The 25,181-nt window shown below is 59.0% G+C and carries 21 protein-coding genes; 11 read left to right on the top strand and 10 right to left on the bottom strand.

The features are described from left to right. Positions 1-7 precede the first annotated feature (7 nt). The 7 genes from coaBC (at position 8) to argA (ending at position 9,196) form a co-directional block, all read left to right on the top strand. On the top strand, positions 8-1,222 hold the full coding sequence (gene coaBC / locus ACF8YQ_RS16465; RefSeq protein ID WP_396622028.1) for a bifunctional phosphopantothenoylcysteine decarboxylase/phosphopantothenate--cysteine ligase CoaBC: 1,215 nt from the start codon (positions 8-10) through the stop codon (positions 1,220-1,222). Next, the gene (gene dut, locus ACF8YQ_RS16460; protein ID WP_014422832.1) at positions 1,219-1,680 is read left to right on the top strand and encodes a dUTP diphosphatase; all 462 of its coding nucleotides are present in this window, start codon (positions 1,219-1,221) and stop codon (positions 1,678-1,680) included. The genes coaBC and dut overlap by 4 nt, the downstream gene beginning before the upstream one ends. 96 nt (positions 1,681-1,776) lie before the next feature. Beyond that, on the top strand, positions 1,777-4,422 hold the full coding sequence (locus tag ACF8YQ_RS16455) for a phosphomannomutase/phosphoglucomutase (RefSeq protein WP_396622027.1): 2,646 nt from the start codon (positions 1,777-1,779) through the stop codon (positions 4,420-4,422). 34 nt (positions 4,423-4,456) lie between these two features. Beyond that, positions 4,457-5,353 (top strand): acetylglutamate kinase, encoded by an 897-nt coding sequence (gene argB / locus ACF8YQ_RS16450; protein ID WP_014422830.1) that lies wholly within the window; start codon positions 4,457-4,459, stop codon positions 5,351-5,353. A gap of 23 nt (positions 5,354-5,376) precedes the next feature. Then, the gene (locus ACF8YQ_RS16445; protein ID WP_396622026.1) at positions 5,377-6,618 is read left to right on the top strand and encodes an acetylornithine deacetylase; all 1,242 of its coding nucleotides are present in this window, start codon (positions 5,377-5,379) and stop codon (positions 6,616-6,618) included. A gap of 21 nt (positions 6,619-6,639) precedes the next feature. Continuing rightward, the gene (gene argE / locus ACF8YQ_RS16440) at positions 6,640-7,803 is read left to right on the top strand and encodes an acetylornithine deacetylase (RefSeq protein WP_396622025.1); all 1,164 of its coding nucleotides are present in this window, start codon (positions 6,640-6,642) and stop codon (positions 7,801-7,803) included. Between the two features lie 85 nt (positions 7,804-7,888). Further along, positions 7,889-9,196, top strand: coding sequence for an amino-acid N-acetyltransferase (argA, locus tag ACF8YQ_RS16435; protein WP_199452966.1), 1,308 nt, complete (start codon positions 7,889-7,891; stop codon positions 9,194-9,196). On the opposite strand, the gene ACF8YQ_RS16430 is transcribed toward argA, so the two are convergent. Then, positions 9,170-10,240: an aminopeptidase gene (locus tag ACF8YQ_RS16430; RefSeq protein ID WP_396622024.1), complete on the bottom strand. Its 1,071-nt coding sequence runs from the start codon at positions 10,238-10,240 to the stop codon at positions 9,170-9,172. The genes argA and ACF8YQ_RS16430 overlap by 27 nt on opposite strands. A 186-nt stretch (positions 10,241-10,426) precedes the next feature. Between ACF8YQ_RS16430 and ACF8YQ_RS16425 the strand changes: the two genes are divergently transcribed. Then, complete coding sequence (locus ACF8YQ_RS16425; RefSeq protein WP_396622023.1) at positions 10,427-14,176, top strand: DUF1631 family protein; 3,750 nt, start codon at positions 10,427-10,429, stop codon at positions 14,174-14,176. Between the two features lie 26 nt (positions 14,177-14,202). Beyond that, positions 14,203-15,069 (top strand): phosphoribulokinase, encoded by an 867-nt coding sequence (locus ACF8YQ_RS16420; protein WP_396622022.1) that lies wholly within the window; start codon positions 14,203-14,205, stop codon positions 15,067-15,069. On the opposite strand, the gene ACF8YQ_RS16415 is transcribed toward ACF8YQ_RS16420, so the two are convergent. The 3 genes from ACF8YQ_RS16415 to ACF8YQ_RS16405 all read right to left on the bottom strand — a co-directional run bounded on the left by ACF8YQ_RS16415 (position 15,070) and on the right by ACF8YQ_RS16405 (position 17,521). Next, a complete protein-coding gene (locus ACF8YQ_RS16415) occupies positions 15,070-15,924 on the bottom strand; it encodes a pirin family protein (protein ID WP_396623324.1) in 855 nt (284 codons plus the stop codon). A gap of 149 nt (positions 15,925-16,073) precedes the next feature. Next, entirely contained in the window at positions 16,074-16,865 is a 792-nt protein-coding gene (gene speD, locus ACF8YQ_RS16410) for an adenosylmethionine decarboxylase (protein ID WP_011786962.1), read from the bottom strand. Between the two features lie 233 nt (positions 16,866-17,098). Beyond that, the gene (locus ACF8YQ_RS16405; RefSeq protein ID WP_011786961.1) at positions 17,099-17,521 is read right to left on the bottom strand and encodes an OsmC family protein; all 423 of its coding nucleotides are present in this window, start codon (positions 17,519-17,521) and stop codon (positions 17,099-17,101) included. A 249-nt stretch (positions 17,522-17,770) separates the two neighbouring features. Between ACF8YQ_RS16405 and crp the strand changes: the two genes are divergently transcribed. Together crp and ACF8YQ_RS16395 are read left to right on the top strand one after the other, a co-directional pair. Continuing rightward, entirely contained in the window at positions 17,771-18,412 is a 642-nt protein-coding gene (crp, locus tag ACF8YQ_RS16400) for a cAMP-activated global transcriptional regulator CRP (RefSeq protein ID WP_007153756.1), read from the top strand. A 269-nt stretch (positions 18,413-18,681) separates the two neighbouring features. Next, positions 18,682-19,590 carry a vWA domain-containing protein gene (locus ACF8YQ_RS16395; protein WP_396622021.1) on the top strand — a complete coding sequence of 303 codons (909 nt, stop codon included), beginning with the start codon at positions 18,682-18,684 and terminating at the stop codon, positions 19,588-19,590. Positions 19,591-19,679: 89 nt separating this feature from the next. Here ACF8YQ_RS16395 and ACF8YQ_RS16390 read toward each other — a convergent pair whose 3' ends face one another. From ACF8YQ_RS16390 to ACF8YQ_RS16365, 6 genes are all read right to left on the bottom strand, one after another. Then, the gene (locus tag ACF8YQ_RS16390; protein WP_396622020.1) at positions 19,680-20,561 is read right to left on the bottom strand and encodes an alpha/beta fold hydrolase; all 882 of its coding nucleotides are present in this window, start codon (positions 20,559-20,561) and stop codon (positions 19,680-19,682) included. An 85-nt stretch (positions 20,562-20,646) separates the two neighbouring features. After that, positions 20,647-21,726 carry a molybdenum ABC transporter ATP-binding protein gene (gene modC / locus ACF8YQ_RS16385; protein WP_396622019.1) on the bottom strand — a complete coding sequence of 360 codons (1,080 nt, stop codon included), beginning with the start codon at positions 21,724-21,726 and terminating at the stop codon, positions 20,647-20,649. After that, positions 21,723-22,403, bottom strand: a complete 681-nt coding sequence (modB, locus tag ACF8YQ_RS16380; protein WP_022993172.1) for a molybdate ABC transporter permease subunit — start codon at positions 22,401-22,403, stop codon at positions 21,723-21,725. The genes modC and modB overlap by 4 nt, the downstream gene beginning before the upstream one ends. Further along, positions 22,403-23,170, bottom strand: a complete 768-nt coding sequence (gene modA / locus ACF8YQ_RS16375; RefSeq protein WP_396622018.1) for a molybdate ABC transporter substrate-binding protein — start codon at positions 23,168-23,170, stop codon at positions 22,403-22,405. Before modA ends, modB begins: the two co-directional genes overlap by 1 nt. A gap of 9 nt (positions 23,171-23,179) precedes the next feature. Further along, positions 23,180-24,133 (bottom strand): lysophospholipase, encoded by a 954-nt coding sequence (locus tag ACF8YQ_RS16370; RefSeq protein ID WP_396622017.1) that lies wholly within the window; start codon positions 24,131-24,133, stop codon positions 23,180-23,182. Further along, a complete protein-coding gene (locus ACF8YQ_RS16365) occupies positions 24,099-25,082 on the bottom strand; it encodes a sterol desaturase family protein (RefSeq protein WP_226595999.1) in 984 nt (327 codons plus the stop codon). Before ACF8YQ_RS16365 ends, ACF8YQ_RS16370 begins: the two co-directional genes overlap by 35 nt. Positions 25,083-25,181 lie beyond the last annotated feature (99 nt).

Genomic DNA, 25,181 nt, shown 5'->3' with positions numbered 1-25,181 from the left:
AGCCCGCATGACCGCCAAGCGAATATTGTTGGGAATAACCGGTGGTATCGCCGCCTATAAAAGTGCGGAGCTGGTTCGACTGCTGAAAAAAGCGGGGCACGAAGTCCGGGTTGTCATGACCCGGGGGGCGGAGGCATTTGTTGCGCCGCTGACCTATCAGGCTCTGAGTGGCGAACCGGTGCGCACCTCCCTGCTCGACCCGGAAGCCGAGGCTGGCATGGGGCACATCGAGCTGGCCAAGTGGGCTGATCAGGTTGTGGTGGCGCCGGCGTCTGCGGATTTTATGGCCCGGCTGGCCCATGGGCTGGCCGATGACCTGTTGACGACGGTCTGTTGCGCCACCGAAGCGCCGATAGCGCTGGCGCCCGCGATGAACCAGGCCATGTGGAAGAACTTTCGTACCCAGCGGAACCTGGCGCTATTGATGGAAGATCCGCAGATTACCCTGTGGGGGCCGGATCAGGGCGAACAGGCCTGCGGTGATACCGGTCCTGGGCGCATGCTTGAGCCGGAACGTCTGGCTCGTCTGGTAAACGGAGAGGGCGTGGTTGAAACTACCGGGCCGCTGTCTGGCAAACGGTTGGTGATCACGGCCGGGCCAACCCGGGAGCCGATCGATCCGGTGCGCTACATTACCAATCACAGCTCGGGCAAGATGGGCTATGCCCTGGCCGGTGCAGCCGTTGCCGCCGGAGCCGAGGTGGTGCTTGTCAGTGGACCTGTCAGTCTGTCGGCCCCAGCGGGGGTTGATGTCCGGCCTGTCAGCACCGCTCAGGAGATGCTGGAAGCCGCCAGCAAGGCGGTCGATGAAGGCTGCGATATCTTTATCGCCACGGCCGCGGTGGCAGATTACCGGCCCGAGGTGTCCGCCAGCGAGAAAATCAAGAAAACCAACGACAACATGAGCCTGGCGCTGGTCCGTAACCCCGATACCCTGGCGACCATCGCGGCCCGGGCCGATGCGCCGTTTACGGTTGGCTTTGCCGCTGAGACCACGGACGTGGCGCGCTATGCGACCGACAAGATGCAGCGCAAGAAACTCAACATGATTATCGCCAACGATGTGTCCGTTCCCGGGCTCGGCTTCAGCAGCGATCGAAATGCGGTTACGGTGTTCTGGCCTGCGGGTTCGGAATCCATCGGGCCGGACAGCAAACAGGCGATCGCTGCCCGTCTGGTGGCGTTGATTGCAGACCACAGCAACAGGATTGAACAGGCATGAGTAAAAGAAAGTTTGAGGTACGGGTTCTGGATGATCGCATTGGTACCGCGATTCCGTTTCCCGAATACGCTACGGAAGGCTCTGCAGGCCTTGATCTCCGGGCGGCATTAAAGGAAGCCAAGACCGTTATGCCGGGTGAGACCCACCTGATTCCCACCGGCCTGTCTGTGCATATTGCTGACCCGGGGTTGGCTGCCATGATCCTGCCCCGGAGCGGACTCGGACACAAGCATGGGATCGTGCTCGGAAATCTGGTGGGGTTGATCGATTCTGACTACCAGGGCGAGTTGATGGTGTCCTGCTGGAACCGGGGCCAGACGCCATTCACCATCGAGGTGGGCGAACGTATTGCCCAGATGGTGCTGGTGCCTGTGGTACAGGCGGATTTCGAGATTGTGACCGAATTTGATGCCAGTGACCGGGGTGAAGGTGGCTTTGGCTCCACTGGGAGCCACTGAGTCGGGCATCTTTACCTGGCAGCGAGATAACTGGCCGGCGTCTATACTCAGCGGATACAGACCTATCCGGGAAAGAAAATAACAGCGGGATGCATTATGAAATTCGCCAAGAAAAAAACCAACGCGTCTTCCGGTGATGAGCAGCCGGAGAAGAAACCCGGAAAGAAACAGAAACCGTCCAAAACGTCAAAAGAAGCGGCTGGCTCCGGTTTAAAGAAACTCGGATCGGTTGGGTTGAATCAATCGCTGGTGGTACTGGTGGCCGGCGTGGTCGCGGTGGTGCTGGCCCATTTTCTGGTGGTGGTGCCCGCGGGGGAGGCCCGCTATGAGGCGGCCAGCGCCATGGAAGTGGACAGTGCGCAACGGCGCCTGAATCAGTCACTGACGGCGCTGCAGGAACAGGTTCGGGCGGTGGCGAACCAGCGTTACGCTGCCCTTGCTCTGGCCGAGCGGTCTGATCTGGCCAATCTCGCCGGACAATTGCAAACGGCGCTGCCCGGTTCCGCTCAGGTGTTTGTCTTCCCTTACCGGGAAGTGCCCCGGACCGGTAACGGCGATACCCTGCTGGGATTTGCGGGCCTGGAACTGGCCCGGCGGGCAGAAAATGGACAGAACCTGTTGCCGGACGCCTTCCCCCGCGACAATCAGTGGTATCTGCAATTTGCCGCGGCAGTGCGTCATCCCACAAGCAATGCCGTGGTTGGTAGCGTGCTGGCGGTTTTTGAAGCCTCCCACATACGGCCAATGCTGGCCGTGAGCAACTCGCAACTCGGGGGCCAGCTGTCACTGGTCCAATCCGTGTCCGGCGCTTCACGAACGGTGGCCAGCGCCGGTAACGGCAGCGGCCCTGAGCTGTCTCGCACCCTGATCAACCCGGACTGGTCCGTCCGTTACCAACCGGCCTCGGCACCGGTGGCGCCGGTAAGCACCATTCTCCTGGCGATTCTGGTGGGGGTGCCTGCGCTGGTGGCGGCGATTCTGGTCTGGATGCTTCTTGGCAACGCTCAGCGTGGAATACGTCAGGATGTGACCGCGCTCATTCAGTGGGCCCACAAGGTGTTCGGAGGCGAGCGGATGAAACTGCCGGCTCTGCGCTGGGATATGGTGGCGTCCACCGGAGAAGTGCTGTTCCGTCTGTCCCAGATGGTTGAGAAGCGGGTGGCCAAGGCCGCGGAGTCGGCTGCGCCCAAAGCGGCTCCTGCCCGCCGCAAGGCAGCGACGGCGGAGGATGAACCACTCTTTCAGGACAAGGACATGCCGGACATTGACATGCTCGATGGTGACGAGGATGTGCTCGGCTTTGGTGGCTCCGAGGATTCCCTGTTCGACGAGGACATTCCTGAAGTTGCTGAGGCCGAGGTGCCTTCGGTTCAGATCAACCCGGAAATCTTCCGCGCCTATGACATCCGGGGCATCGTTGGTCAGACCCTTTCGGCAGAGGTGGTTGAAGTCATTGGTCGCGCGATCGGCTCGGAAGCGACCGAGCGTGGTGTCACAGATATCTGTATTGGCTACGATGGCCGGCACTCCAGTCCGGAATTGGCTGATGCCCTGGGGCGCGGCATCATGGCGACCGGTTGTAACATCATTCACCTGGGGGCCATACCTACGCCGGTGCTGTACTTTGCAACCCATCACCTGCAGACCGGTTCTGGCGTTATGGTGACCGGTAGCCATAATCCAGCCAACTATAACGGCCTGAAGATCATGCTGGGCGGAGAGACCCTGTCTGGTGAAGCTATCCAGAAGCTGTACCAGCGCATCCAGACCGCCGACCTTGCCAGAGGGCAGGGTGAGCAATCCCGGGACGACGTACGCCGCGCCTATCTGGACCGTATCGTCGGTGATATTGCTGTGGCGGCACCGTTGAAAGTGGTGGTCGATGCCGGTAACGGCATTGCCGGAGAGCTGGGCCCCATGCTGGTTGAGGAACTGGGCTGTGAAGTCACGCCACTGTATTGTGAAGTGGACGGTGATTTCCCGAATCATCACCCGGACCCCGGCAAACCCGCGAACCTGCAGGACCTGATTGCCAAGGTTAAGGAGACCGGCGCCGATATCGGGCTGGCCTTTGATGGCGATGGTGATCGTCTGGGCGTGGTTACCAATACCGGCAAGATCATCTGGCCGGATCGCCTGCTGATGCTCTTTGCCAGGGATGTGGTGTCCCGCAATCCCGGCGCGGATGTGCTCTATGACGTGAAGTGCAGCCGCCGGCTGGCCAGCGTGATCTCGGAAGCTGGAGGGCGCCCGATCATGTGGAAAACCGGCCATTCCCTGATGAAAGCGAAAATGAAGGAAACCGGCGCCCTGCTGGCGGGCGAAATGAGCGGACACGTTTTCTTCGGCGAACGCTGGTACGGCTTTGACGATGGCCTTTACTCGGCTGCCCGGCTGCTGGAAATCCTGGGCATTGAGGATCGTCACTCCGATGAAGTCTTTGAAGACTTCCCCGAGGATATCAGTACCCCTGAGCTGAATGTCGAGGTGACCGAGAGCGACAAGTTCGCCATCATTGAACGGCTAGGTCAGCAGGCGGATTTTGGTGACGGCAATATCAGTACCATCGATGGCATTCGGGTAGATTATGCCGATGGCTGGGGGCTATGCCGTGCGTCCAATACCACGCCGGTTCTGGTTCTGCGCTTTGAAGCCGAAACAGAACAGGCACTGGAGCGGATCAAATCCGTGTTCCGGGAGCAACTGCAGAAAGCGGCACCAGACCTGGTGGCGGAATTCTGAAACCCATTACTGTCGTAAGGATTAACACAACATCATGGCGCTGGATCGTGAAACAGCAATGCAGGTGGCCTCGGTACTGAGCCGGGGCCTGCCCTATATCCAACGGTTTACCGGCAAGACGGTCGTGATCAAATACGGCGGCAACGCCATGGAGAACGAAGACCTGAAAAGCAGTTTCGCCCGGGACGTGGTGCTGATGAAGCTGGTGGGGATCAACCCCATCGTGGTTCACGGCGGCGGCCCCCAGATCGGGGAGCTGCTGGAGCGCCTGAATATCCAGTCCCGCTTCGTTAACGGCATGCGCGTTACCGATGCAGAGACCATGGACGTGGTCGAAATGGTGCTCGGCGGCCAGGTGAACAAAGAAATCGTTTCCCTGATCAATGCCCACGGCGGCACCGCGGTGGGCCTGACCGGCAAAGATGCCAATCTGATCCGGGCCCGGAAGCTGGAAGTGGTGAATCGTTCGCCGGAGCTGGAGCGACCTGAAATCATCGATATTGGCCATGTTGGCGAGGTGGCAAGCGTCAACGTCGATGTTATCGACATGCTGACCCGCAGCAACGTGATCCCGGTCATCGCGCCTATCGGGGTCGGGCCGGATGGCGCCTCCTACAACATCAATGCGGACCTGGTGGCCGGCAAGGTGGCAGAAGCCATGAAGGCGGAGAAGCTGATCCTGCTGACCAATGTCTCCGGCCTCAAGAGCAAGGAAGACAAGGTGCTGACCGGTCTGACCGCCCAACAGGTCAACGACCTGATTGAAGACGGCACCATCCATGGCGGCATGTTGCCAAAAATCCGCTGTGCCCTGAGTGCGGTGGAAAATGGCGTGCGCACCTCCCACATTATCGACGGACGTGTGGCCCACGCCTGCCTGCTGGAAATCTTCACCGACGAGGGTGTCGGTACGCTGATTTCCCGTAACTGATACTTCTGGCCGGGAGTTACCGGATGAAACGCCTGCTGTCATTTCTCGTTATCACAGGAATAGTGGCCTTCGCCGGCTTTAAAGCTGGCGTCTGGTGGCTGACGGACCAGCGCCTGGCAGAGGCGCGCACGGCATTATCGGAATACGGTGTACTTGAGCGGGGTAGCATCAGCTCCTCCGTGGATGGTCGGGTCATACTCCGGCAGGCGCACTGGGAGGATTTCCGGCTCACACAGCCACTGCAGATGGGCCTGATTGAGCTGGAAACCGGCTCTCCGGTCACCCTGGTGACCACACTGATGAGCCCGGAGGGCTTGCCGGCCAGTTGGCGGCTGTCCGTTGAGCGCGCCAGCATCATGCTGGAACCCACCATGTTCCGGAACTGGGTGACGGCGGCGCCGGATGAAACCAGCCAGGCCCCACTCGCCAATCTGTCCTGTGCGCCGGACCCCCGGCAGCAGCTGGGCAGTGGGGATTTGATGCGTATGGGGATTCCCGATATCCGGGGCGACCTGATGCTGGAGCAGACTCCCGATGCGCTGCGTTTTGAACTGAATACCCGTGAAACCGGCAGCCTGGAGCTGGTGTGGCCAGACGCCAGACTGACCATGGGCAATCTGGCCGAGCCGGCTTCCATGGGTGCCGGGCCACTGCAACTGACCGTTCGTGACGCGGGTCTGATGCGCCGCCTCTCTGCCTATTGTGCCCGCGAGACCGGCCTGGATGTCAGCGACTGGGCTGGGCGGGGCGTTGCGGCACTGGAAAAAGGGTTGCAGGCTAGGGGCCTGGAGGCCAGCCCGCAGTTGCTGGCATTGTATCGGCAATGGCTGACCGAAGGTGGCGAGCTGACCGTGACGCTTGCGCCGGATTCCGAAACCTTTGGACTACCCGTGCGCACCGCTTCGGAAAGCGGCGCCAGCCTGAGCGTGTCCTATAACGGTGCCACCGTTCCGGATGTTTATCTGACCGAAATGCAGCGAGTGGAACCGACGCTGCCCGCCCAGGCGCTGGAACCTGTGGTACCGCCGGAAGACCCGGAGTCTGAGCAGTGGTACCCTGGCAGTGTTGAGAACGCCAATATCTGGCTTGGCCGGCGCGTAAGGGTTACGCTCTCGAATGAAAATCAGGTTGAAGGGCGACTGGTCAGCGTTGGTGAGCGGGATATGGAAATTGCCCGCACCGTGGCCGGGGGAGAAGTGGCGTACCCCATTCTGATTCGTGCCATTACACAATTTGAAGTCTGGCGCCGGGGCCGCCCGGAATAGCGCCGGGACGGGAGGCAATAAGTGACCGCAAGCGCAAGCACAGGGGTGCCGGGTATCAGGGAAATGCTGGCCCGGCTGATTTCATTGCCATCCATCAGCAGTGCCTCGCCGGAGTGGGATCACAGTAACGAAGGTGTGGTCCGCCTGCTGGCAGAGTGGCTCGAACCCCTGGGCTTTACCGTCGAGATCATGGAAGTGCCGGGCATGCCCGGCAAGTTCAATCTGATCGCGACGCTGGGTAGCGGTCCGGGTGGGCTGGTACTCTCGGGCCATACCGACACCGTACCGTTTGACGACAAGCGCTGGCAGAGCGATCCGTTCAGCCTCACGGAAAAGGACAACCGCTGGTACGGTCTGGGCACCTGCGATATGAAGGGCTTTTTCCCGCTGGCCATCGAAGCCGCCAAAGCCTTTGCCGGCGAGCCCCTGCAGCAACCGCTGATTATCCTGGCCACGGCCGACGAAGAAAGCTCCATGAATGGCGCCCGGGCACTGGCGGAAGCCGGCAAACCGAAAGCCCGTTACGCGGTGATCGGCGAGCCCACCAATCTCAAACCAGTGCGCATGCACAAAGGCATCATGATGGAACGGTTGCGGTTTGACGGGCAATCGGGCCATTCCTCCAACCCGGCCCTGGGCCGCAACGCGCTGGAAGGCATGCACGAGGCGCTCGGCGAACTGCTGGCCCTGCGCAGCGAATGGCAGGAAAAGTACCGCAACCCGAACTTTGAGGTACAGGTGCCGACCCTGAATCTGGGCTGTATCCACGGTGGTGACAATCCCAACCGCATCTGCGCCCAATGCGAATTGCACTTCGACCTGCGTCCGCTGCCGGGCATGAATATGGAGACCCTGCGCCAGGCGATTCTTGACCGGATGCAGCCCCTGGCCGAGCGGCGGGAACTCAAACTCACGTTCGAGCCTCTGTTCGACGGAGTTCCGCCGTTTGAAACCCCTTCGGACGCCGCTCTGGTCAAAGCCTGTGAGAAGCTCACTGGTCACACGGCCCACGCCGTCGCCTTTGCCACAGAAGCCCCTTGGCTGCAGAAGCTGGGGCTGGAAACCCTGGTGATGGGGCCTGGCTCGATCGATCAGGCGCACCAGCCGGACGAGTACCTGGAGCTGTCCCAGTTGCAGCCGACGGTGGATATCCTGAAGGGATTGATCAAAAGGTTCTGTCTTTAAGTAGACTAGCGGTTAGGCGGGCAAGAAAACCGCCTGGGCATTCTCCATTCTTGGCAAGTATTATCAGGGCATAAGGAATAAAGGTTTGAAATCAAACGACTGGCTGCACGGATTCCGCCACTCCTCTCCGTACATCAACGCCCATCGCGGCCGAACCGTCGTCCTGACCATGCCCGGGGATGCCATCGAGCACCGCAATTTTATCAATATCATCCACGACATCGCTCTGCTCAGCAGCCTTGGCGTCAAGCTGGTGGTGGCGTTCGGTGGCCGCCCCCAGATCCAGTCGCGGCTGGATGACGCCGGCCTGGAATCCTCCTTCGCACGAGGCCTGCGTATTACTCCCGATAACCACCTGCCGATGGTTATGGAAGCCATTGGCGGGCTGAGGGCCTACCTGGAAAGCCAGCTCTCCATGGGGCTGGTGAATTCGCCCATGCACAACGCCCGGATACGGGTCAGCAGCGGCAACTACGTCACCGCCAAACCGGTTGGCGTGCTGGACGGCATAGATTTTGGCTACACCGGCCGTGTCCGCCGCGTTGATACCCGTGGCATAGAGCAATTGCTCGAGCTGGGGCATATTGTCCTGCTGCCGCCGATGGGCTATTCGCCCACCGGCGATGCCTTCAATCTTTCCTATGAGGATGTTGGCAGCCAGGTGGCCGCTGCGCTGCAGGCGGAGAAGCTGATTGTCTTCATCGACGACGAAGGCCTGCTCGAAGAAGACGGCAGCCTGATACGCGAACTGTCCGCCCGTCAGGCGTCCGAGCGCTTGAACGACAATGCCGTGACCGGTCACGACGCGGCCTTGCTCAAGGCCGCCTGCGATGCCTGTGTCAAAGGCGTTCGGCGTGCCCACATCATCAGTTATGTCGAAGACGGCGCCCTGCTGGAGGAGCTGTTTACCCGCGATGGTTCCGGCACCCTGGTCAGCGGTGATAACTACGAACAGATTCGCCAGGCACGGGTAGAAGACATCGGGGGTATTCTGGAGCTGATTCAGCCCCTGGAAGAGCAGGGCGTGCTGGTTCGTCGTTCACGGGAAATGCTGGAAACCGAAATTGACCGGTTTGTGGTGGCGGAGCGGGACGGCACCATTGTCGGCTGCGCCGCGCTGTACCATTATCCGGAGGAGGGCGCCGGAGAGTTGTCCTGTTTTGCGGTCGACCCCTCCTACCGCCGTGCCGGCCGTGGTGACGAGATTCTCGCCATGGTTGAAAAGCTGGCCCGGGGCCAGGGTGTCCACAAACTGTTTGTGCTGACTACCCAAACCGAACACTGGTTCCGGGAACGTGGTTTCGTACCCACCGCCGTGCAGGATCTGCCGGGTCCAAAGCTGGCCTCATACAACACCCAGCGCAATTCAAAGGTTTTCTACAAACCGCTCTGACAGCAATTTCAACCGCGCAGATCGACTGTCCGCCGGTTGCCGGGAAAGCTCCCCGACGGCCCGGTAAAACTCGCTGAAGTGGTAGTCCAGCTCTTTCAGCATCTGTCGGAAGGCGGGAACGTGCTGATTGTACTGGCGGAACAGTGCCAGCTGTGCATTATTCAGCCGCACCGGCGGCGGGCCGAAAGGCCCCGGCTCTTCATACTGCCCGGCCAGGTTGGCGTAGTCCCGGGCCAGTCCGTCGAGCAGTTGGGCCTTGTGCTCCCGCAGCGTGGATTTGTCCATTGTATCCTGGCGGGCATAAAGTTGTTGGAGTTGCTCGCTGGTGGCGGCGACCAGTTCCAGAGTCTTTTGCCGGTGCTGTAATCGCGCCAGAGCGCGCTCAAAACCCTCAGATGCCCCTTGCCGCTTCAGCCAGAGCCGAAGCCCTTCCAGTTCCACGGCAGTGGCAAAGCTCTCGTTAAAGGCGGTATCACCGTTGATATAGAGTACGCGGTGGGCCAGCTCGTGGAACATCAGGGCGACCATGCGGTCATCCGCCAGGGAGGTGAACCCGGTATGCAGTGGATCATCGAACCAGCCCAGGGTGGAGTAGGCGGTAACAGCGCCGATAAAGGTATCGTAATCGCGCTCCTGGAAGGCCGTCTGCTCCTGTCGGGCGTCGGCTAGCTGGAAGTACCCGCGATACGACTGGCAGCCCACAAACGGATAACACCATTGGTGGGGGGTAAGCGAAAACTCCGGCACGGCGACCAGATTCACCACCACCCATGGCTGCCCCAGCGCCACGTATTTACTGAAGGCATCGTCTACCGGCAAGGACAGTTCTTTCGCCGCGAATTCTCGTGCTTGTGCTGCCAGCTCAAGCCGTCGGCGAAGTTCCGGGTCGGTTTCCGGTGCTGTGGTTACCTGGTTGATGGGCCTGGCCTTCATCATCAGGGACACATGGCCGCCAATGGCCTGGCCATAGTAGCCAATGGTCGTACAGCCATTCAGGGGTGTTACCAGTAGCAAAAGGAGATAGATCTGACTAAGCTGTCTCATGAATCATCATATTATGATGTTGTGGGTATGAGGCTGTACAATTCCTTATCCGCCGACGGCTGTCACAGATTTTTAACCGACCGCCGCAGGCCTTATCATAACAGCTCGAACCTACACCCACTCAGGGACGTTGGCCGGATTTCCGCATCCGGCAACATGCCGGCTTTGCAACTGGTCAGGTAGTTCATGGATCCGAGAGAGCGTCGCAGCAGCCCCCGACAGCCGATCAAACTTGCCGCTCAGATAGATGCCGGCAGTGGTGAGGCGTGGCCCTGCCAGATTGCAGATTTCTGTGCCGAAGGCATGTTCATTCGTTATTCGGGCGAAACTTCAGGCAAAATCGAACGGGCTTTTGCTCGCGGCGGTGTTACCGAACTGGTGGTTCGGTTCCGGGGTCTTGAGGGCAATCGTCGATACGAGCTTCATGTCAGCCCGGTGCGGCGTATTGACGGTGCCATGGGCGTGCATTTTACCCGCCCGGATTCCGATGCCTTCAGCGCCATGCTGCAGTTGTGTGGCAGTTCCGGGGATCAGCCCCGGTCATCACTTCGCGCTCCCAGTGAACGCGTTCAGTTTGTGCTTCACCAGTGTGCCAAAACCGTCACGCGGTTTATTGAACCACTCATGGATGCCTGTTTTGTGCAGACGGTGGAGGCACTGCGTATTGCAGCCCAGAAAGCCCCCAATGACCAGCTTGCCAATGAGTTGATGGATGCATCCGGCCAGATTCAGGGGCGCCAGCGGGTGCTCTGGCATTACATGAGCCGCAGTCTGGAGTCGCCCTTAAAACCGGAGCCCAAAGGCGCGCCCGGTTCAGTGTTGTCGGTGGTAGACAAAAACGAGTTTGAGGACTGGCTGGCAATTCGGGTGATGGTTACCCGTGCTGATACCCAATACCGTGGCGACCTGCTGCAGCTCAAGCTGAGGCTGGACAAGTTAGGTATCGCCAATCGCACCGGCCATCATAATCCCCTCGGTCCCGCCCTCGTGTGCGAAGCCTTCCATAACGCGCTTGCCCAGCTGAAAGTCAGCCGGGACGTTGAAAAGGTCTGCCTGAAGACGTTTGAGCAGACGGTGATCAAACAGCTGGAGCCGTTGTATCGGGAGTTGAACAATATCCTGATCCGGCATGGTGTGTTGCCGGATCTGGACCTGTCCCGTTATCTGAGCGAACAGGCGCCGGCCAGGAAGGAGCCGCCGGCCGAGGTGCTGAAGCGGGAGCCTGAAACACCTCTGGAAAAGCCGCAGCCTGAGGCGCCGGAAAGCAAACCCGGACAAACGGCCCGCGGGCTGAAAAACCGGGTAGCTGGAGAGTTCCGGGGGTATGCCAGGGCAGCCCAGACTGCTTTTGCCACGGTGAGGAATCTGCTGACAACACTGCAGGCCAGTCGTGTGGAGAATGGAGAGGCGACGCCAGAGCCGTTTCCGGCCAATGCTCGTCCGCTGTCTCAGGGTGAACTGCACCGGGAATTGCAGGAACTGCAGCTACGCGCTGCGGCTCCGGAAGAGCCGGCCGTGCCCTTGCGGGACCGGGTGGTTGAAAAGATACGTGAAACCGGTGACACCCGGCTCAATACTGAGCAGCAGGACACTCTGGACGTTGTCGATCGGTTTTTCCGGAGCGTGGTCGATAGCCCCAAACTCAGTGACTACGCCCAGAGCCGAATGCGTCAGCTGGAAGTGCCGGTGCTGAAAGTTGTGATGCGTGATCCCGAATTCTTTGAGGACCAGGACAGCCCGGTTCGTGGTGTGATGAATCGCCTGGCACAACTGGGCGTGAAGGGTGGCCGGCTGAACCCGGTGGTGCAGCGCCGGGTGGATGAGCTGATTCACCGCATTGCTACCGAGTTTGAACAGGATACCGGTGTGTTTGAGCAAACCGTAGGTGAGCTGGACACGCTGATTGACCGGCAGAACCTCGTGTATCGCCGCAACGTTGAGCGGGTGACGGCTGCCGCAGAGGGTGCCCAGAAGGTTGCCGAATCCAAAACTGCCGTAGCCAGCGCGCTGGAAAGCAAACTGGCTGGCCGCAAGGTTCCCAGGGCCCTGGTCAGCCTGCTCGACGGTGGCTGGCGGGATTTATTGTCGCTGACCTGGATTCGCCAGGGACCAGACAGTCAGTTATGGCAGGACTACCTGGCAGTGATCGATTCGCTGATGGCCTTTGCCGAGGACCCGGACAGCAGCATTAACCTGCCCGAACTGTTGCGGCTGATTCAGGATGGTCTGGCGTCGATCTCCAGCAACCATATGCCGTCCTCCCAGATCCGGGATGAGTTGAAGCAGTTCCTGGTGCGTCGGCCCGACAAGGCGCCGGAAATGGTTGAAATGCCTGCGGTCAGTGGTGTCCGCCCGGACAAGCAGGTGCTCAGTGAACGGGAACAGCGCAGCCTGCAACGCTGGATCAACCGGGCCCAGCAATTGCGCACCGGTGACTGGCTGCGGGATCAAACCAAGGCGGAAGATCCCCAGTATATCCGCCTGGTGTGGATTGCCCGTGGTTTCAGCCGGTTTGTATTCGTTAATCACCAGGGCATGCGGGTGGTTGAGCTGGAGCTGGAAGCTCTGGCCAGACAAATGCGCAAAGGCATCATCGTACCGGATAATCAGTATGATCGACCGCTGGTAGATGAGAGCATCGACCGCATGGTTCGCAACGTCTATGACCAGCTGTCCTGGGCATCCACCCATGATGAACTGACCCGGCTGCTTAACCGTCGGGAATTCGAGCGTATGCTGGAACAGCAACTTGCCCGCCGGGAAGATAGCCGGACTTTATTGCAACTGGATCTGCGCGGGTTCCGATTGCTGAATGATACGGCGGGCTACCAGGCCGGAGATGAAACCCTGAAACGGGTGGCGGAGGTCATCTGTCGGCATGTGGGCGATGGCATGCCGGTGGCTCGTCCCGGAGGTAATGAATTTGCCATGCTGGTGCCTGAAGAACAGGGGCCGGAAATTGCCAAGGCGCTCCTGGAAGCCATTGCAGATGAGCCCTTCGAGTATGGCGGTCGGTGTTACACGTTAAATGCCAATGTTGGTCTGGCGCCGGAACTGCCCGCGTTGATCAGCGCCGAGAAATGGCTGAAAGCCGCCGAACAGGCGCTCAATTCTGCCCGTGACAAGGGCCCTGGCCGTTTCTCTATATACACTCTCGACGCAGACGACCAGGCCCGGCAAGAGCAGATTGCAGCTCGTGTGGCTGGCCTGAGCAACCCGGATGAAGAACGCATGCTGCTGCGTTGCCAGAAGATCATCCCTCTGCACGCCAGCACCCGCATGGCGGCGCAGTATGAAATTCTGATCAGTATGTACGACGACAGCGGGCAGCTGATTACTGGCCAGGATTTCGTCCGCATGGCCGAGCGCTATGACCGTATGCAGGCGGTGGATCGCTGGGTCGTGGGGCACATGCTGGACTGGCTGAGGGATCAGTCACCGGATCCGCGCCATGTAGGCGGTGTCTGCATAAATCTGTCCGGCTATTCGTTGAACGACCAGTCACTGCTGGAATTCATTTACGAAAAGCTCAGTGAGAAGGATGCGCCTATTGAGCGTCTCTGGTTCGAGCTGACGGAAGCCTCTGCCATTCATGATCTGCAATCGGTGGCGGATTTCATGCTGGAAATGAAAGAGCTCGGCTGCCGGTTCTGCCTGGGTAACTTTGGCAGCGGCCCCAGTTCCTTCCAGTTCATGCGATCGTTGCCGGTAGATCTGATCAAGATCGACAGTGCCTTTACCGGTCAGTTGGCAGCCAACCAGACGGACCAGGCCATGGTCAGGTCCATGGTTGATATGGCTCACTACATGGAGCGGGAAGTGATTGCCTCTCAGGTTGAATCCCGTGAGGTTCTGGATATGCTGAGACAACTGGGCGTGGATTACGCTCAAGGGTTTGTGGTCGAGAAGCCCCGACTGCTGACCAGCCTTGTCTGACGCACATCCGGGAACCTGAGCTTTTTATGTCCAGACGCCATCCGATTATCGCCGTTACCGGGTCTTCCGGGGCGGGCACCACCACAACCGGGCAGATCTTCAGCCGCATGTTTGCCAGTGAGGGCATTGCTGCCGCCATGGTCAGTGGCGACAGCTTTCATCGGTATACCCGGGAACAAATGGCACGGCTCGCCGCTAAAGGGCAGTTTGGTGAACGCAACCATTTTGCCCTGGCAGCCAATCATATCGATAGGCTGGAAGCTCTGTTCTATGACTACAGCCATACCGGCAATGGCCGTTACCGACAGTACGTTCATGACGAAGACCGCGACCTGGTGGCCGAAGGCCACAAACCTGGCACCTTTACCCCCTGGGGCCCGTTACCTGCGGATACCGATGCCCTGTTCTACGAGGGGCTCCATGGTGGGGTGGTGAGCGACAACTATAACATTGCCCAGTACGTTGACTTGCTGATTGGTGTGGTACCCATTGTCAATCTGGAGTGGATTCAGAAAATCCATCGGGACACTCATCAGCGCGGCTATAGCCAGGATGCCGTGGTTCAGACCATCATCAATCGGATGGACGATTACGTGCACGACATCGTGCCGCAGTTCTCTCATACCCACATCAACTTCCAGCGAATTCCGCTAGTGGATACGTCCAACCCGTTCGTTGCCCGGGATGTGCCCAGTGAGGACGAAAGCATGGTGGTCATTCATTTCAGGGAAACGGCGGAAGTGGATTTTGCCTGGTTACTGCAGGCCATTCCCCAAAGCAGTCTGTCCCGCCACGACACCCTGGTGATCCCGGGGCCGAAAATGGCCCTGGCCATGGATCTGATTATCCGGCCCATGGTCCAGAGCCTGATGGCTGGCAGAACCTTTGCCTGATCAGACCGTCAGGGTGCCATCGCGGTAGTCGGCCAGCGCCTGCTCAATCTCGGCCGTTGTGTTCATCACAAAGGGTCCATACTGGACAACTGGCTCGCCGATGGGGCGGCCGGCAATCAGCAGCAGTTTTGCGCCGGCCTCTCCGCCTTCAATCAGAACTTCATCCCCCTGGTCCAGAATGTTTGCCGAGGATGGTGCCAGAGCCTGGTTCCGGTCTTCGCTCACCAGACTTGCGACGCCTTCGTACAGGTAGACCAGAGCATTGAGCGCCTGAGGTACCGGTAAAGATACTCTCGCTCCGGGTTCCAGATGGACGTCGGCGTACACAGGCTCAGTGCTGCCGCCGGTGACTGCACCGGTGACGGCACCGCCACCGATTTCCAGTTCACCGGCAATTACCCGGACTGAAACACCCGGCTGACGCGCTATTGGAATTTCTTCAGGCTGAATGTCCCGGTAACCGGCGGGCTTCATTTTTTCAGCGGCCGGCAGGTTGAGCCAGAGCTGGAATCCCCGCATGACCCCGGATTCCTGCTGCGGCATCTCCGAGTGCACGATGCCCCGGCCTGCCGTCATCCATTGCACCCCACCGTTGCGGAGGTTGCCGCGATTCCCCAAGTGGTCTTCATGCAGCATGTGGCCTTCAATCATATAGGTGACGGTTTCAAAGCCCCGGTGCGGGTGGGCCGGAAAGCCGGCAATATAGTCCTGGGGCTGGTCAGAACCGAATTCATCCAGCATCAGGAACGGATCCATGCGCACGGATTGGCGCTGGCCCAATGAGCGTTTGATACGAACCCCGGCGCCATCGGATGTGGCCAGTGCGGGAATGGTTTGTTTCAGGGAGCGTAGCATGATCCCGTCCTCCTCTCGGTTAGTCATGGGGCTATTTAACCGGGATGGTGGAAGGGATGAAATCGCAGAATTCTGGCGGGGGAAGTCAAAAAAACTGACGAAGGCATCAAAAGGTGACGACGGGAGCCCCGTCGTCACCCCCGGAGCGATTATTCCACGTTGCGGGAGTAGAAGATTTCCAGCATTTCCCGGCGCAGGCGATCCTCGATGGACTGGGCTTCTGCCGGGTCCAGATCGCCGGCGTTCACTCCGAACACATAGTTGTCCAGATTGAACTCCTTGAGCATCATCTTGGTGTGGAACAGGTTTTCCTGATACACGTTGACGTCGATCATCTGATACGCGTTCTGGGTATCCTCGGTCAGGTAGTTCTGGATCGAGTTGATGTCGTGATCGATGTAATGCTTGGTGCCGTCCACGTCGCGGGTGAAACCGCGTACGCGGTAGTCAACGGTAACCACATCCGAGTCGAAGCTGTGAATCAGGTAGTTCAGTACCTTCAGCGGTGAAATCAGACCGCAGGTGGATACGTCGATATCGGCCCGGAAGGTGCTCACGCCGTCATGGGGATGGCTTTCCGGATAGGTGTGCACCGTCACGTGGCTCTTGTCCAGATGCGCCACAATGGTATCCGGCAGCGGACCAGGGGACTCTTCGTTATTGGCTTCGCTGTCGGACAGTTCGTGCTCGGCGATCAGCATGGTGACGGACGCACCATGAGGCTCATAATCCTGGCGGGCAATGTTGAGAACATTGGCACCGATGATCTTGACCACATCGGTCAGAATCTGGGTCAGACGCTCGGCGTTGTACATCTCGTCGATGTAATCAATATAGGCTTCGCGTTGTTCTTCGGTCTGCGCGTAACAGATGTCGTAGATGTTGAAGCTCAGGGATTTGGTCAGGTTGTTGAAACCGTGCAGCTGGAGTTTGGTTTCCATGCTCAGCCCCTCCGGGAAATGGAGATGAATGATCACAGGGAGAGGAGCTCTCCCTGCCGAGGCCGCCACCGACTACTGACCGGGTGAATGGCATTGTTCACCTTTTGCGCAGACCGGCGGAGAAAGTTGCGTATTATGCATACCGCAGGTGTCATTGAATAGTATTTGCAATGACATTTTTTATAACGGAAAGCCGCGGTTGCAGGGCGCTGGCCGGAATCTGCCCTGCCGTTCTAGCTGGCGGCCTGAATCTCGAAGCTGTGCGTGATCTCGACACCGGCTTTGCCCAGCATGATCGAGGCTGAACAGTACTTGTCGGCAGACAGGCTGACAGCGCGCTCCACCTGCTTTTCCTTCAGATTGTTTCCGCTAACCACAAAATGAAGATGAATGCGGGTGAACACGGCCGGCACCTCATCAGCGCGCTCCGCATCCAACTCACAGTGACAGGCGGTCACGTCCTGGCGGCTTTTCTTCAGGATGCTCATCACATCGAAGGAGGAGCAGCCGCCCACGCCCATCAGCAGTAACTCCATCGGGCGCGGCCCCAGATTCTCACCACCGTGATCCGGGGGACCGTCCAGTTGAACGCTGTGGCCACTGCCACTGGTTGCTTTGAAGCTGGCATTGCCGGTCCAGTCGACGGTTGCTTTCATCGGAGTTACCCCTGGTGCCTGAATGAATGGGCAGGATGCTAGCACAGTTCACTCCCTGCGGCATGATGTGGTTGCGACCAAAGCGGTATTGCCTTCAGATACATCCTGTATCCGCTTTTGAGTTGCCCAGAAGTTACCTTCTTGTTATAAGTTGCGTGGCATATCAGTAAAACCCCTAACCCGCATGGACAGGCGGGGATATAAAAACGATCAGGAATCGCCAGACTCTGAGGAGGCATGTCTCGCATTATGGCTACCATAGTCAAGCCGGTTGAACAGAAGACCAAACACCTGGATTACTTCCTTTCCCAATGCCATCGCCGGCGTTACCCGGCCAAAAGCACCATCATCTATGCGGGTGATAAAAGCGATTCCCTGTTCTACATCGTCAAGGGCTCGGTCACTGTCATTATTGAAGATGACGATGGTCGTGAAATGATCATGGCGTACCTTAATGCCGGTGATTTCTTCGGCGAGATGGGGCTGTTCGACAACATGGATTCCCGGAGTGCCTGGGTCAAGGCCAAGACCGAGTGCGAAGTGGCGGAAATCAGCTACACCAAATTCCGGGAAATCGCCCAGCAGGATCCGCGGGTGTTGTACTTTATCGGTGAGCAGATGGCCTCACGCCTGCGCCAGACCACACGCAAGGTAGGGGACCTGGCGTTCCTTGATGTCACTGGCCGGGTTGCCAGAACACTGCTGGATCTGTGCAAAGAGCCGGATGCCATGACTCATCCGGACGGCATGCAGATCAAGATTACCCGTCAGGAAATTGGACGCATTGTTGGTTGCTCCCGGGAGATGGTCGGTCGGGTTCTGAAAACTCTTGAAGATCAAGGTCTGGTGCGGGTCAAGGGTAAGACCATGGTGGTTTACGGTACCCGTTGATTGCTCTCTCCCTCCCTGTAATCGCTGCATAAAACGGTGCTCTGCTTTTGACGGGCACCGGTCTTTCTCGGTATCTCCCTCGGTATATTCGCCATTTCCCGCTCCGTTACCTTCTCAGCTTTGATGGTGTCGAAGCACTTTACAGTTGTGTTCAGGTACATTAACTGAGTGTTTTATAACAAACTGAAAATTAAAGATCTTTTGAACTCTGGCAGGAATCGCGCAGGGAAGGTTGAGTCACACATTGACTCACAAAAAGGAGTTTAACCATGAAAAGAAAATGGATTGCCGGCACTGCTGGCCTGGCCGCAGCCGCCCTGATGAGTTCCGCCTCTGTTGCCGCGCCGATTACGGCAGATGTTGTGTTTCTGGTCGATGAATCCGGCTCCATGGGTGGAGAGCACACCTGGCTCAGCAACATGATTGCAAGCCTTGAGAGTGGTCTGGTCGGTGAGGGCGTTGGCTCTTCGGTAAGCAACCGGTATTCGCTGGTTGGTTTCGGTGGCTCTCCATCCAACAACCATCTGGATCCTCATGCCCATGACATGGATTCGGTAACGGCGGGCACTCAGGAGTGGGGTAGTTCCACCGATTTTGCTGCTGCAACGTCGACGCTGGTTACCAACGGTGGCACGGAAGACGGCTGGAGTGCGCTGGACTGGGCACTGAATAATCTGAGCTATCGCGCGGATGCCGCGGTTAACTTTGTGCTGGTTACCGACGAGGATCGTGACAACACCAATGGTGCCCTTAATAAAGCGGGTTTGCTGGCGGGTCTGGGCAGCAAGAACGCCCTGCTGAACGTGGTAGTAAACAACAGCTTTGGCTGTGATGCGTCCTCTACCAATGCCATTGGTATCGACAGCGATGATAACGGTTTTCTGACCGATGGTTCCGGTGGTTTCACCAAGTGTGAAGGCGCTGGCAACATCGGTAGTGGTTACGGAACCACTGGCAGCGACTACGTCGATCTGGCGCTGGATTCCGGCGGTGCCGCCTGGAACCTGAACATTCTCCGTTCCGGTGGTACTAACGCAGATTCGTTCACCGCATCGTTTGTTGACACCAAGGTACAGGAAATTACCGAACAGCCTCCGGTTTCTGTGCCGGAGCCCGGTACCCTGGCCCTGCTGGGTCTGGGCCTGACTGGCCTGGCATTCCGCCGCAAGAAAGCCTGATCGTTCGATTGAGGCTTGCAGTAACAAGGGCGCCCGCTGGGCGCCCTTGTTGTTTTTGTAACCGTTATCATCAGGGGCTTTGAGGTCCGCTAAGCGTTACTCCCAACAAACGTTGATACAGACTGACAGATGGCGTCGGGCTCGGTCAGTGGCGCCCAGTGCGGGGCATCCAGTTCCTGCAGCGTGAGCTTACCGGTCCATTGCACCAGGCATTCGGTGAGTTGACGGCCAACGTAGGCATCCCGGGTAGGAATGATCACCTGAACGGGGCAGCGGGTGTGCCGTGGTCTGGGGCGCAGCAGCCTGGGCAGGAAGTTTGCCCGGTAGAGTTTTACGCCATATTGCCCGTCTGCCTTCTGCAAGGGGCTGAAGCGGGCGTCAGCGACCTGTTCCTGTTTCTTGAGGTAGTCGGGCCAGACTTTGTCCAGCCCGGCTTTCCAGATTATTTCCGGAAGTAGCGGCAGCTGGAACAGAAATACGTACCAGGAACTCGCCAGCTGCCGCAGTACTTTGGTAGTACCGCCGTTTGCCGGTGAGCCGATCTGATTGCGAATCCAGAAGCCGACATGATCCAGACAGGGGCCGGAAATGGACGTGTAGGACCGAATACGCTGCTGGAGGTCGGGGTCGGTGACCGATTCCCAGCTCTGAATGGAGCCCCAGTCGTGGGCAACCAGATGAAATGGCCGGTCGGGGATAATGGCGTTGACGACTGCTTGCAGATCTTTTGCCAGCAACGACAGGCGATAGTCCCGGGTCCGGGCTGGCTTGTCGGAGCGGCCAGCCCCGCGGACATCGTAACGAATCACCAGATACTCCTGGCTGAGTGTGGCCGTGACCTTGTCCCAGACACTGTGGTTGTCGGGGTAGCCGTGTACCAGAACAATGGGCGTTGCTTCCGGGTTGCCCTCCGCAACGGCGTAGAGAAGAAGGTCTCCACTGGTCACCCAGTGTTCATGTTTGGTCGGCATCAGTCCGCTCCCGGCATAGTGTGTTTAAACGCCAGAGTAGCGATATCACTGGTCACACTCTGTGGCCAAAGGGGCCAGAAGTCGTTCAGTCCACCAGGGCAACCGATTTGATCTGGAGCCACACCGGCTGGCCAGGTGTGAGTGCCAGCTGGGCCGCGGAGCGGCTGGTGAGCCGGGACAAAAACGGAGTATTGCCAGCCAGCAGGCGCACCAGGGTGGTGCCGGGGGTGACGTCAGTCTCGACGTGGTCCACCCGCGCCGGCAGCAAATTCTGGATACTCTGGTCGCGATGCTCCGTCAACGCGATACTCACATCTCTTGCCAGTACCTGTATGCGGGCCTGGTCACCGTGCCGGAAGCGCGGATCCTGTCGTAGCCACAAGCTGCCACCATCAAAGCTGAAGCGGGCGAGATGCCATGGCTCATCCAGCGCATCCAGTGTTGCCTGAACCAGTACGCCTGCGTCTTCCTCCAGCCGAAACGGCTGGTCCACACGGGCCAGAGTCTCTTGCAGCGGTCCCTGTGCGATAACACGCCCGTTGTCCATCATTACAATGTGGTTGGCCAGGCGCGCCACTTCGCTGGTGGAGTGGGAAACGTAGATCATCGGAATGGCCAGATGGTCGCGCAGCCGCTCAAGGTAGGGCAGTATCTCCTGCTTTGAGCTCTGATCCAGTGCCGACAGAGGTTCATCCATCAGCAGCAGTCGCGGGCTGGTGAGAATGGCCCGGGCAATGGCAACCCGTTGTCGTTCGCCCCCGGACAATCCAGTGGGCATACGCTCAAGAAGATGGGCCAGCCCGAGCCAGGAGACGGCATCGTCAAACCGGATCTGGCGTTGCTGGGCTGGAACCCGGCGTTGCCCGAACGTCAGGTTCCGGCGCACCGACAGGTGAGGAAACAGATGCGTCTCCTGGAACACATAGGCCAGGGGCCTTTGATGAACCGGCCTGAACAGGGTGTCTGTCTGCCAGGGCGTGCCGAATACGGAAAGCTGTCCCTGGGCCTGCTGCAGCCCGGCGATGCAGCGGAGCAGCGTGGTTTTGCCGCATCCGGAGTGACCGAATAAAGCGGTAATCCCGTTGCCGGGTAGCTTCAGGTCGACATCCAGTTCAAATCCGGGAAAGCGGCAGATAAAACGTGCCTCGATGGCTGTGGGATTCATCGCAGGGCCCCCGCCCGGGCCCTGCCATTGAGGACGTACAGGGTCACCAGGACGATGAAGGAAAACGCCACCATGCCTGCAGCCAACCAGTGGGCCTGGGTGTACTCCAGGGATTCCACGTGATCGTAGATGGCCACCGACAGCACTTTGGTCTCGCCCGGGATATTGCCGCCAATCATCAGGATGACGCCGAACTCGCCGATTGTATGGGCGAAGGTCAACACGCTGGCGGTGATGAAGCCGTTGCGGGCCAGCGGAATCACCACAAAGAAAAACCGGTCCCAGGGCCCCGCCCGGAGGGTGGCGGCGGTCTCCAGAAAGCCTTCACGGATACTTTCGAAAGCATTCTGCAGGGGTTGCACGGTAAAGGGCAGGGAATAGATAACCGAGGCCACTACCAGGCCCTCAAAGGTGAACGGTAGTAAACCAAGGCCAAGACGTTCTGTCAGTTGGCCGACCCAGCCATTCGGGCCAAGCAGTAGCAGAAGATAGAATCCGAGCACCGTGGGCGGCAGGACCAATGGCAAGGCGACGACCGCAGCAATCGGCTGGCGCAGCCAGTGACGAGACCGGGCCAGCCACCAGGCGATCGGAGTTCCTACCAGCAGCAGTACCAGGGTTGTCAGTGAAGCCAGCTTCAGCGTCAGCCAGACCGGCTGCCAATAGGTTTCCAGCATCAGTCCGCCGTGTCGTATCCGTAGTCCTGAATAATCGCAATAGCCTCCGGGGACTGCAGGAAGGCGAGCCACTCTCTGGCGGCAGCATTGTCGGCACTGCGTTTCAGAAGTATCGCCTGCTGATCGATGGGGGCATAATAAGATTGCGGAATCCGCCAGAGTGTTCCGTCCTGATTTGGCCAGGCTTTGACCTGAGCCAGCGCCACCAGCCCGGCCTGGGCATTGCCGCTGGCAATGAACTGGAAGGTCTGGGCGATGGAGTCGCCACGGACCAGTTTGGGCTGCAGCGGTGACCAGAGTTCCAGGTGTTCCAGGACCTGCTGTGCGGCCAAGCCATAGGGGGCAGTTTTAGGATTCGCGATGGCCAGCCGCGAGAACGACTGTTCGCTCAGGTAGGCGATGGGAGAGATAAAGGCCGCGGTCTCAGGGCTCCAGAGCACCAGCTTGCCCCTGGCATAGGTAAAGCGAGAACCGGGAACGGCCATCCCGTCGGATTCCAGTAACCGGGGGCGTTGGGCATCGGCCGCCATGAACACATCAAATGGAGCGCCGTTGCGAATCTGGGCGTAGAGTTTACCCGTGGAGCCGAAACTGGCGGTCACCCGGTGACCGGTTGAGGCCTTGAATTTCTCCACCAGACTGGCGGTGGTGTCGGTGAAATTGGCAGCGACGGCGAGGGTCAGATTCCCCGCATAGGCGTTGCTCAGGGGCAGAAGCAGCCAGATTGCCAGCAAAGGGAAGAAACGCCAGCAGGTACGGCGGCTCATAGCGATTCCTTATGGTAGTGACTGGGCCAGTGGCAGGTCGCCGACCTCCGACCGAGCGGGCGACTGAATACGGCATAAGGTTAGCACGTATTGCCACACTTCCATGCGATTGGTTTCATTGAGCATCTCATGGCGCCCGCCGTCGAACAACCGCAGCGTTACCTGCTCGATGCCCGACTCCCGGATGGTCTGAAAATGCTGGCGGACGCCTTTCCCCATCTCGCCCACGGCATCGGCGGTGCCGGACAGCAAGTGTACCGGCAGATCCCGATGCCAGGTTGCCGGCCTGATGCTCAGCATACCGCCAATGAAGTCCTGCCAGAGCCCCACGGTGCAATCGAAACCACAGGAAGGATCGGCTTCGTAGCGATCTACCTGCTCGACATCACGGCTCAGCCAGTCGCTGCCGGTGCGGTTGGGGCGGAAAGCACGGTTAAACTGGCCGAAGGTCATCCTGCCAATCAGCTGGCTGCGGTGGCGCCGGCCACGGACGCCGGCAATCAGGTTAACCAGCAGCCGCGAGGCCAGCAGTTGGGGCCGGTGGATGCGGTTGGTGGCACTGAGGATCAGGGCGTTGATACGGTCGCCGTATTGCTGGGCATAACTCTGAGCAATGAACGAGCCCATGCTGTGGCCGAGCAGATTTACTGGCAGGCCTGGATGCTGCTTGCGGGCAGTCTCTACCACTTGCGCCAGGTCGTCCACCACCCGTTGCCATCCGTTCTGATCAGCATAATGCCCCTGGTGTTCGGCCGGGCAGTGGGGGCCATGGCCCCGGTGGTGATAGGTGATGACAAGAATGTTGTGAGCCCCGAGCCAGCGGGCCAGCTCCTGGTAGCGATCACCGTGCTCCGCCATGCCATGGCTGATCACCAGAATGGCAACTGGCTGTGCCGGCAGGTATTGCCGTCCGGCAATGGTGTGGCCATCAGGGGTATTCAGCGTCAGAGGGTGTTCGGTCATGGTTTCGGCCCGCATCCTTGTTGTTCTGAGGTGCCGGGCGCTGCCACTCCGGCGGATTCCATAAATGCTGAAGACGGGACAATAAGCTGCCGGGGCGGGCCATGTCGCGGAACATGTCCACATATTCGTGGGTCCAGAGCACAATCAGGTTATTGGAATGAATCTGCCGGGTAATGCCGTATTCCGGTGGGTTGCTGTCGCTCTCCGGGACAAAGGTTCCGAACAGGCGATCCCAGATAATCAGTGTGCCACCGTAATTGCGGTCGATGTATTCCGGATTGCGGCCATGGTGTACCCGGTGATGGCTCGGGGTGTTGAAAAGGAATTCGACCCAGGCCGGCAGATGCCGCACCAGCGTGGTATGCACGAAAAACTGGTACACCAGGGAGAAAGCATAGGCGATGCCGATCCACACCGGGTTGAAACCGATCAGCGCCATGGGCAAATAGAAAATCCACATGCCGTTGAAAATGTTGGTGGCATTCTGGCGCATGGCGGTGGAGAAATTCATGCGTTCGGACGAATGATGGACTACATGGGCGGCCCAGAACCAGCGCATGCGGTGGCTGGCCCGGTGCATCCAGTAGAAACAGAAATCCACGCCGAGAAAGGTCAGAAATCCGGTCGCCCAGTTCAGTTCCAGTTCCAGCAAGCGGTAGTGATAGCAGAGGGCGTAGACGGGAAAGGCGATCAGGCCGGCAAAAAGTAGCTCGGTAACCTGGTAGCCGGCACCGAGGGCGAAGTTGCGAATAGCCTCCGGCACGTTCATCAACCGTGGGTCATGCCGTATCTTCAGGTATTCCCACAAGGTAACTGCAATGAACACGGGGGTGGCGATGACGAAAATCAGCTGTCGTTCGTCAAGAGCCAGCCAGGGGGCCAGGAACTGCCAGAGGCTGATCAGCCCGCTGTCTTCCAGCACTGTCCGCATCATGTCGATCAACACCATGGCTGCTCCCCCGAATTATTTTTGTTGGGAGTCATCATCGCACAGCGCCGAGTAAAGGCGATGTCCTATTGCGCCAGGGTTGCTGGCCTATTCCGCCAC

Source organism: Marinobacter sp. W-8 (assembly GCF_044342215.1).
GTDB classification, from domain to species: domain Bacteria; phylum Pseudomonadota; class Gammaproteobacteria; order Pseudomonadales; family Oleiphilaceae; genus Marinobacter; species Marinobacter nauticus.
This window is presented reverse-complemented; position numbering and strand designations above follow the sequence as displayed.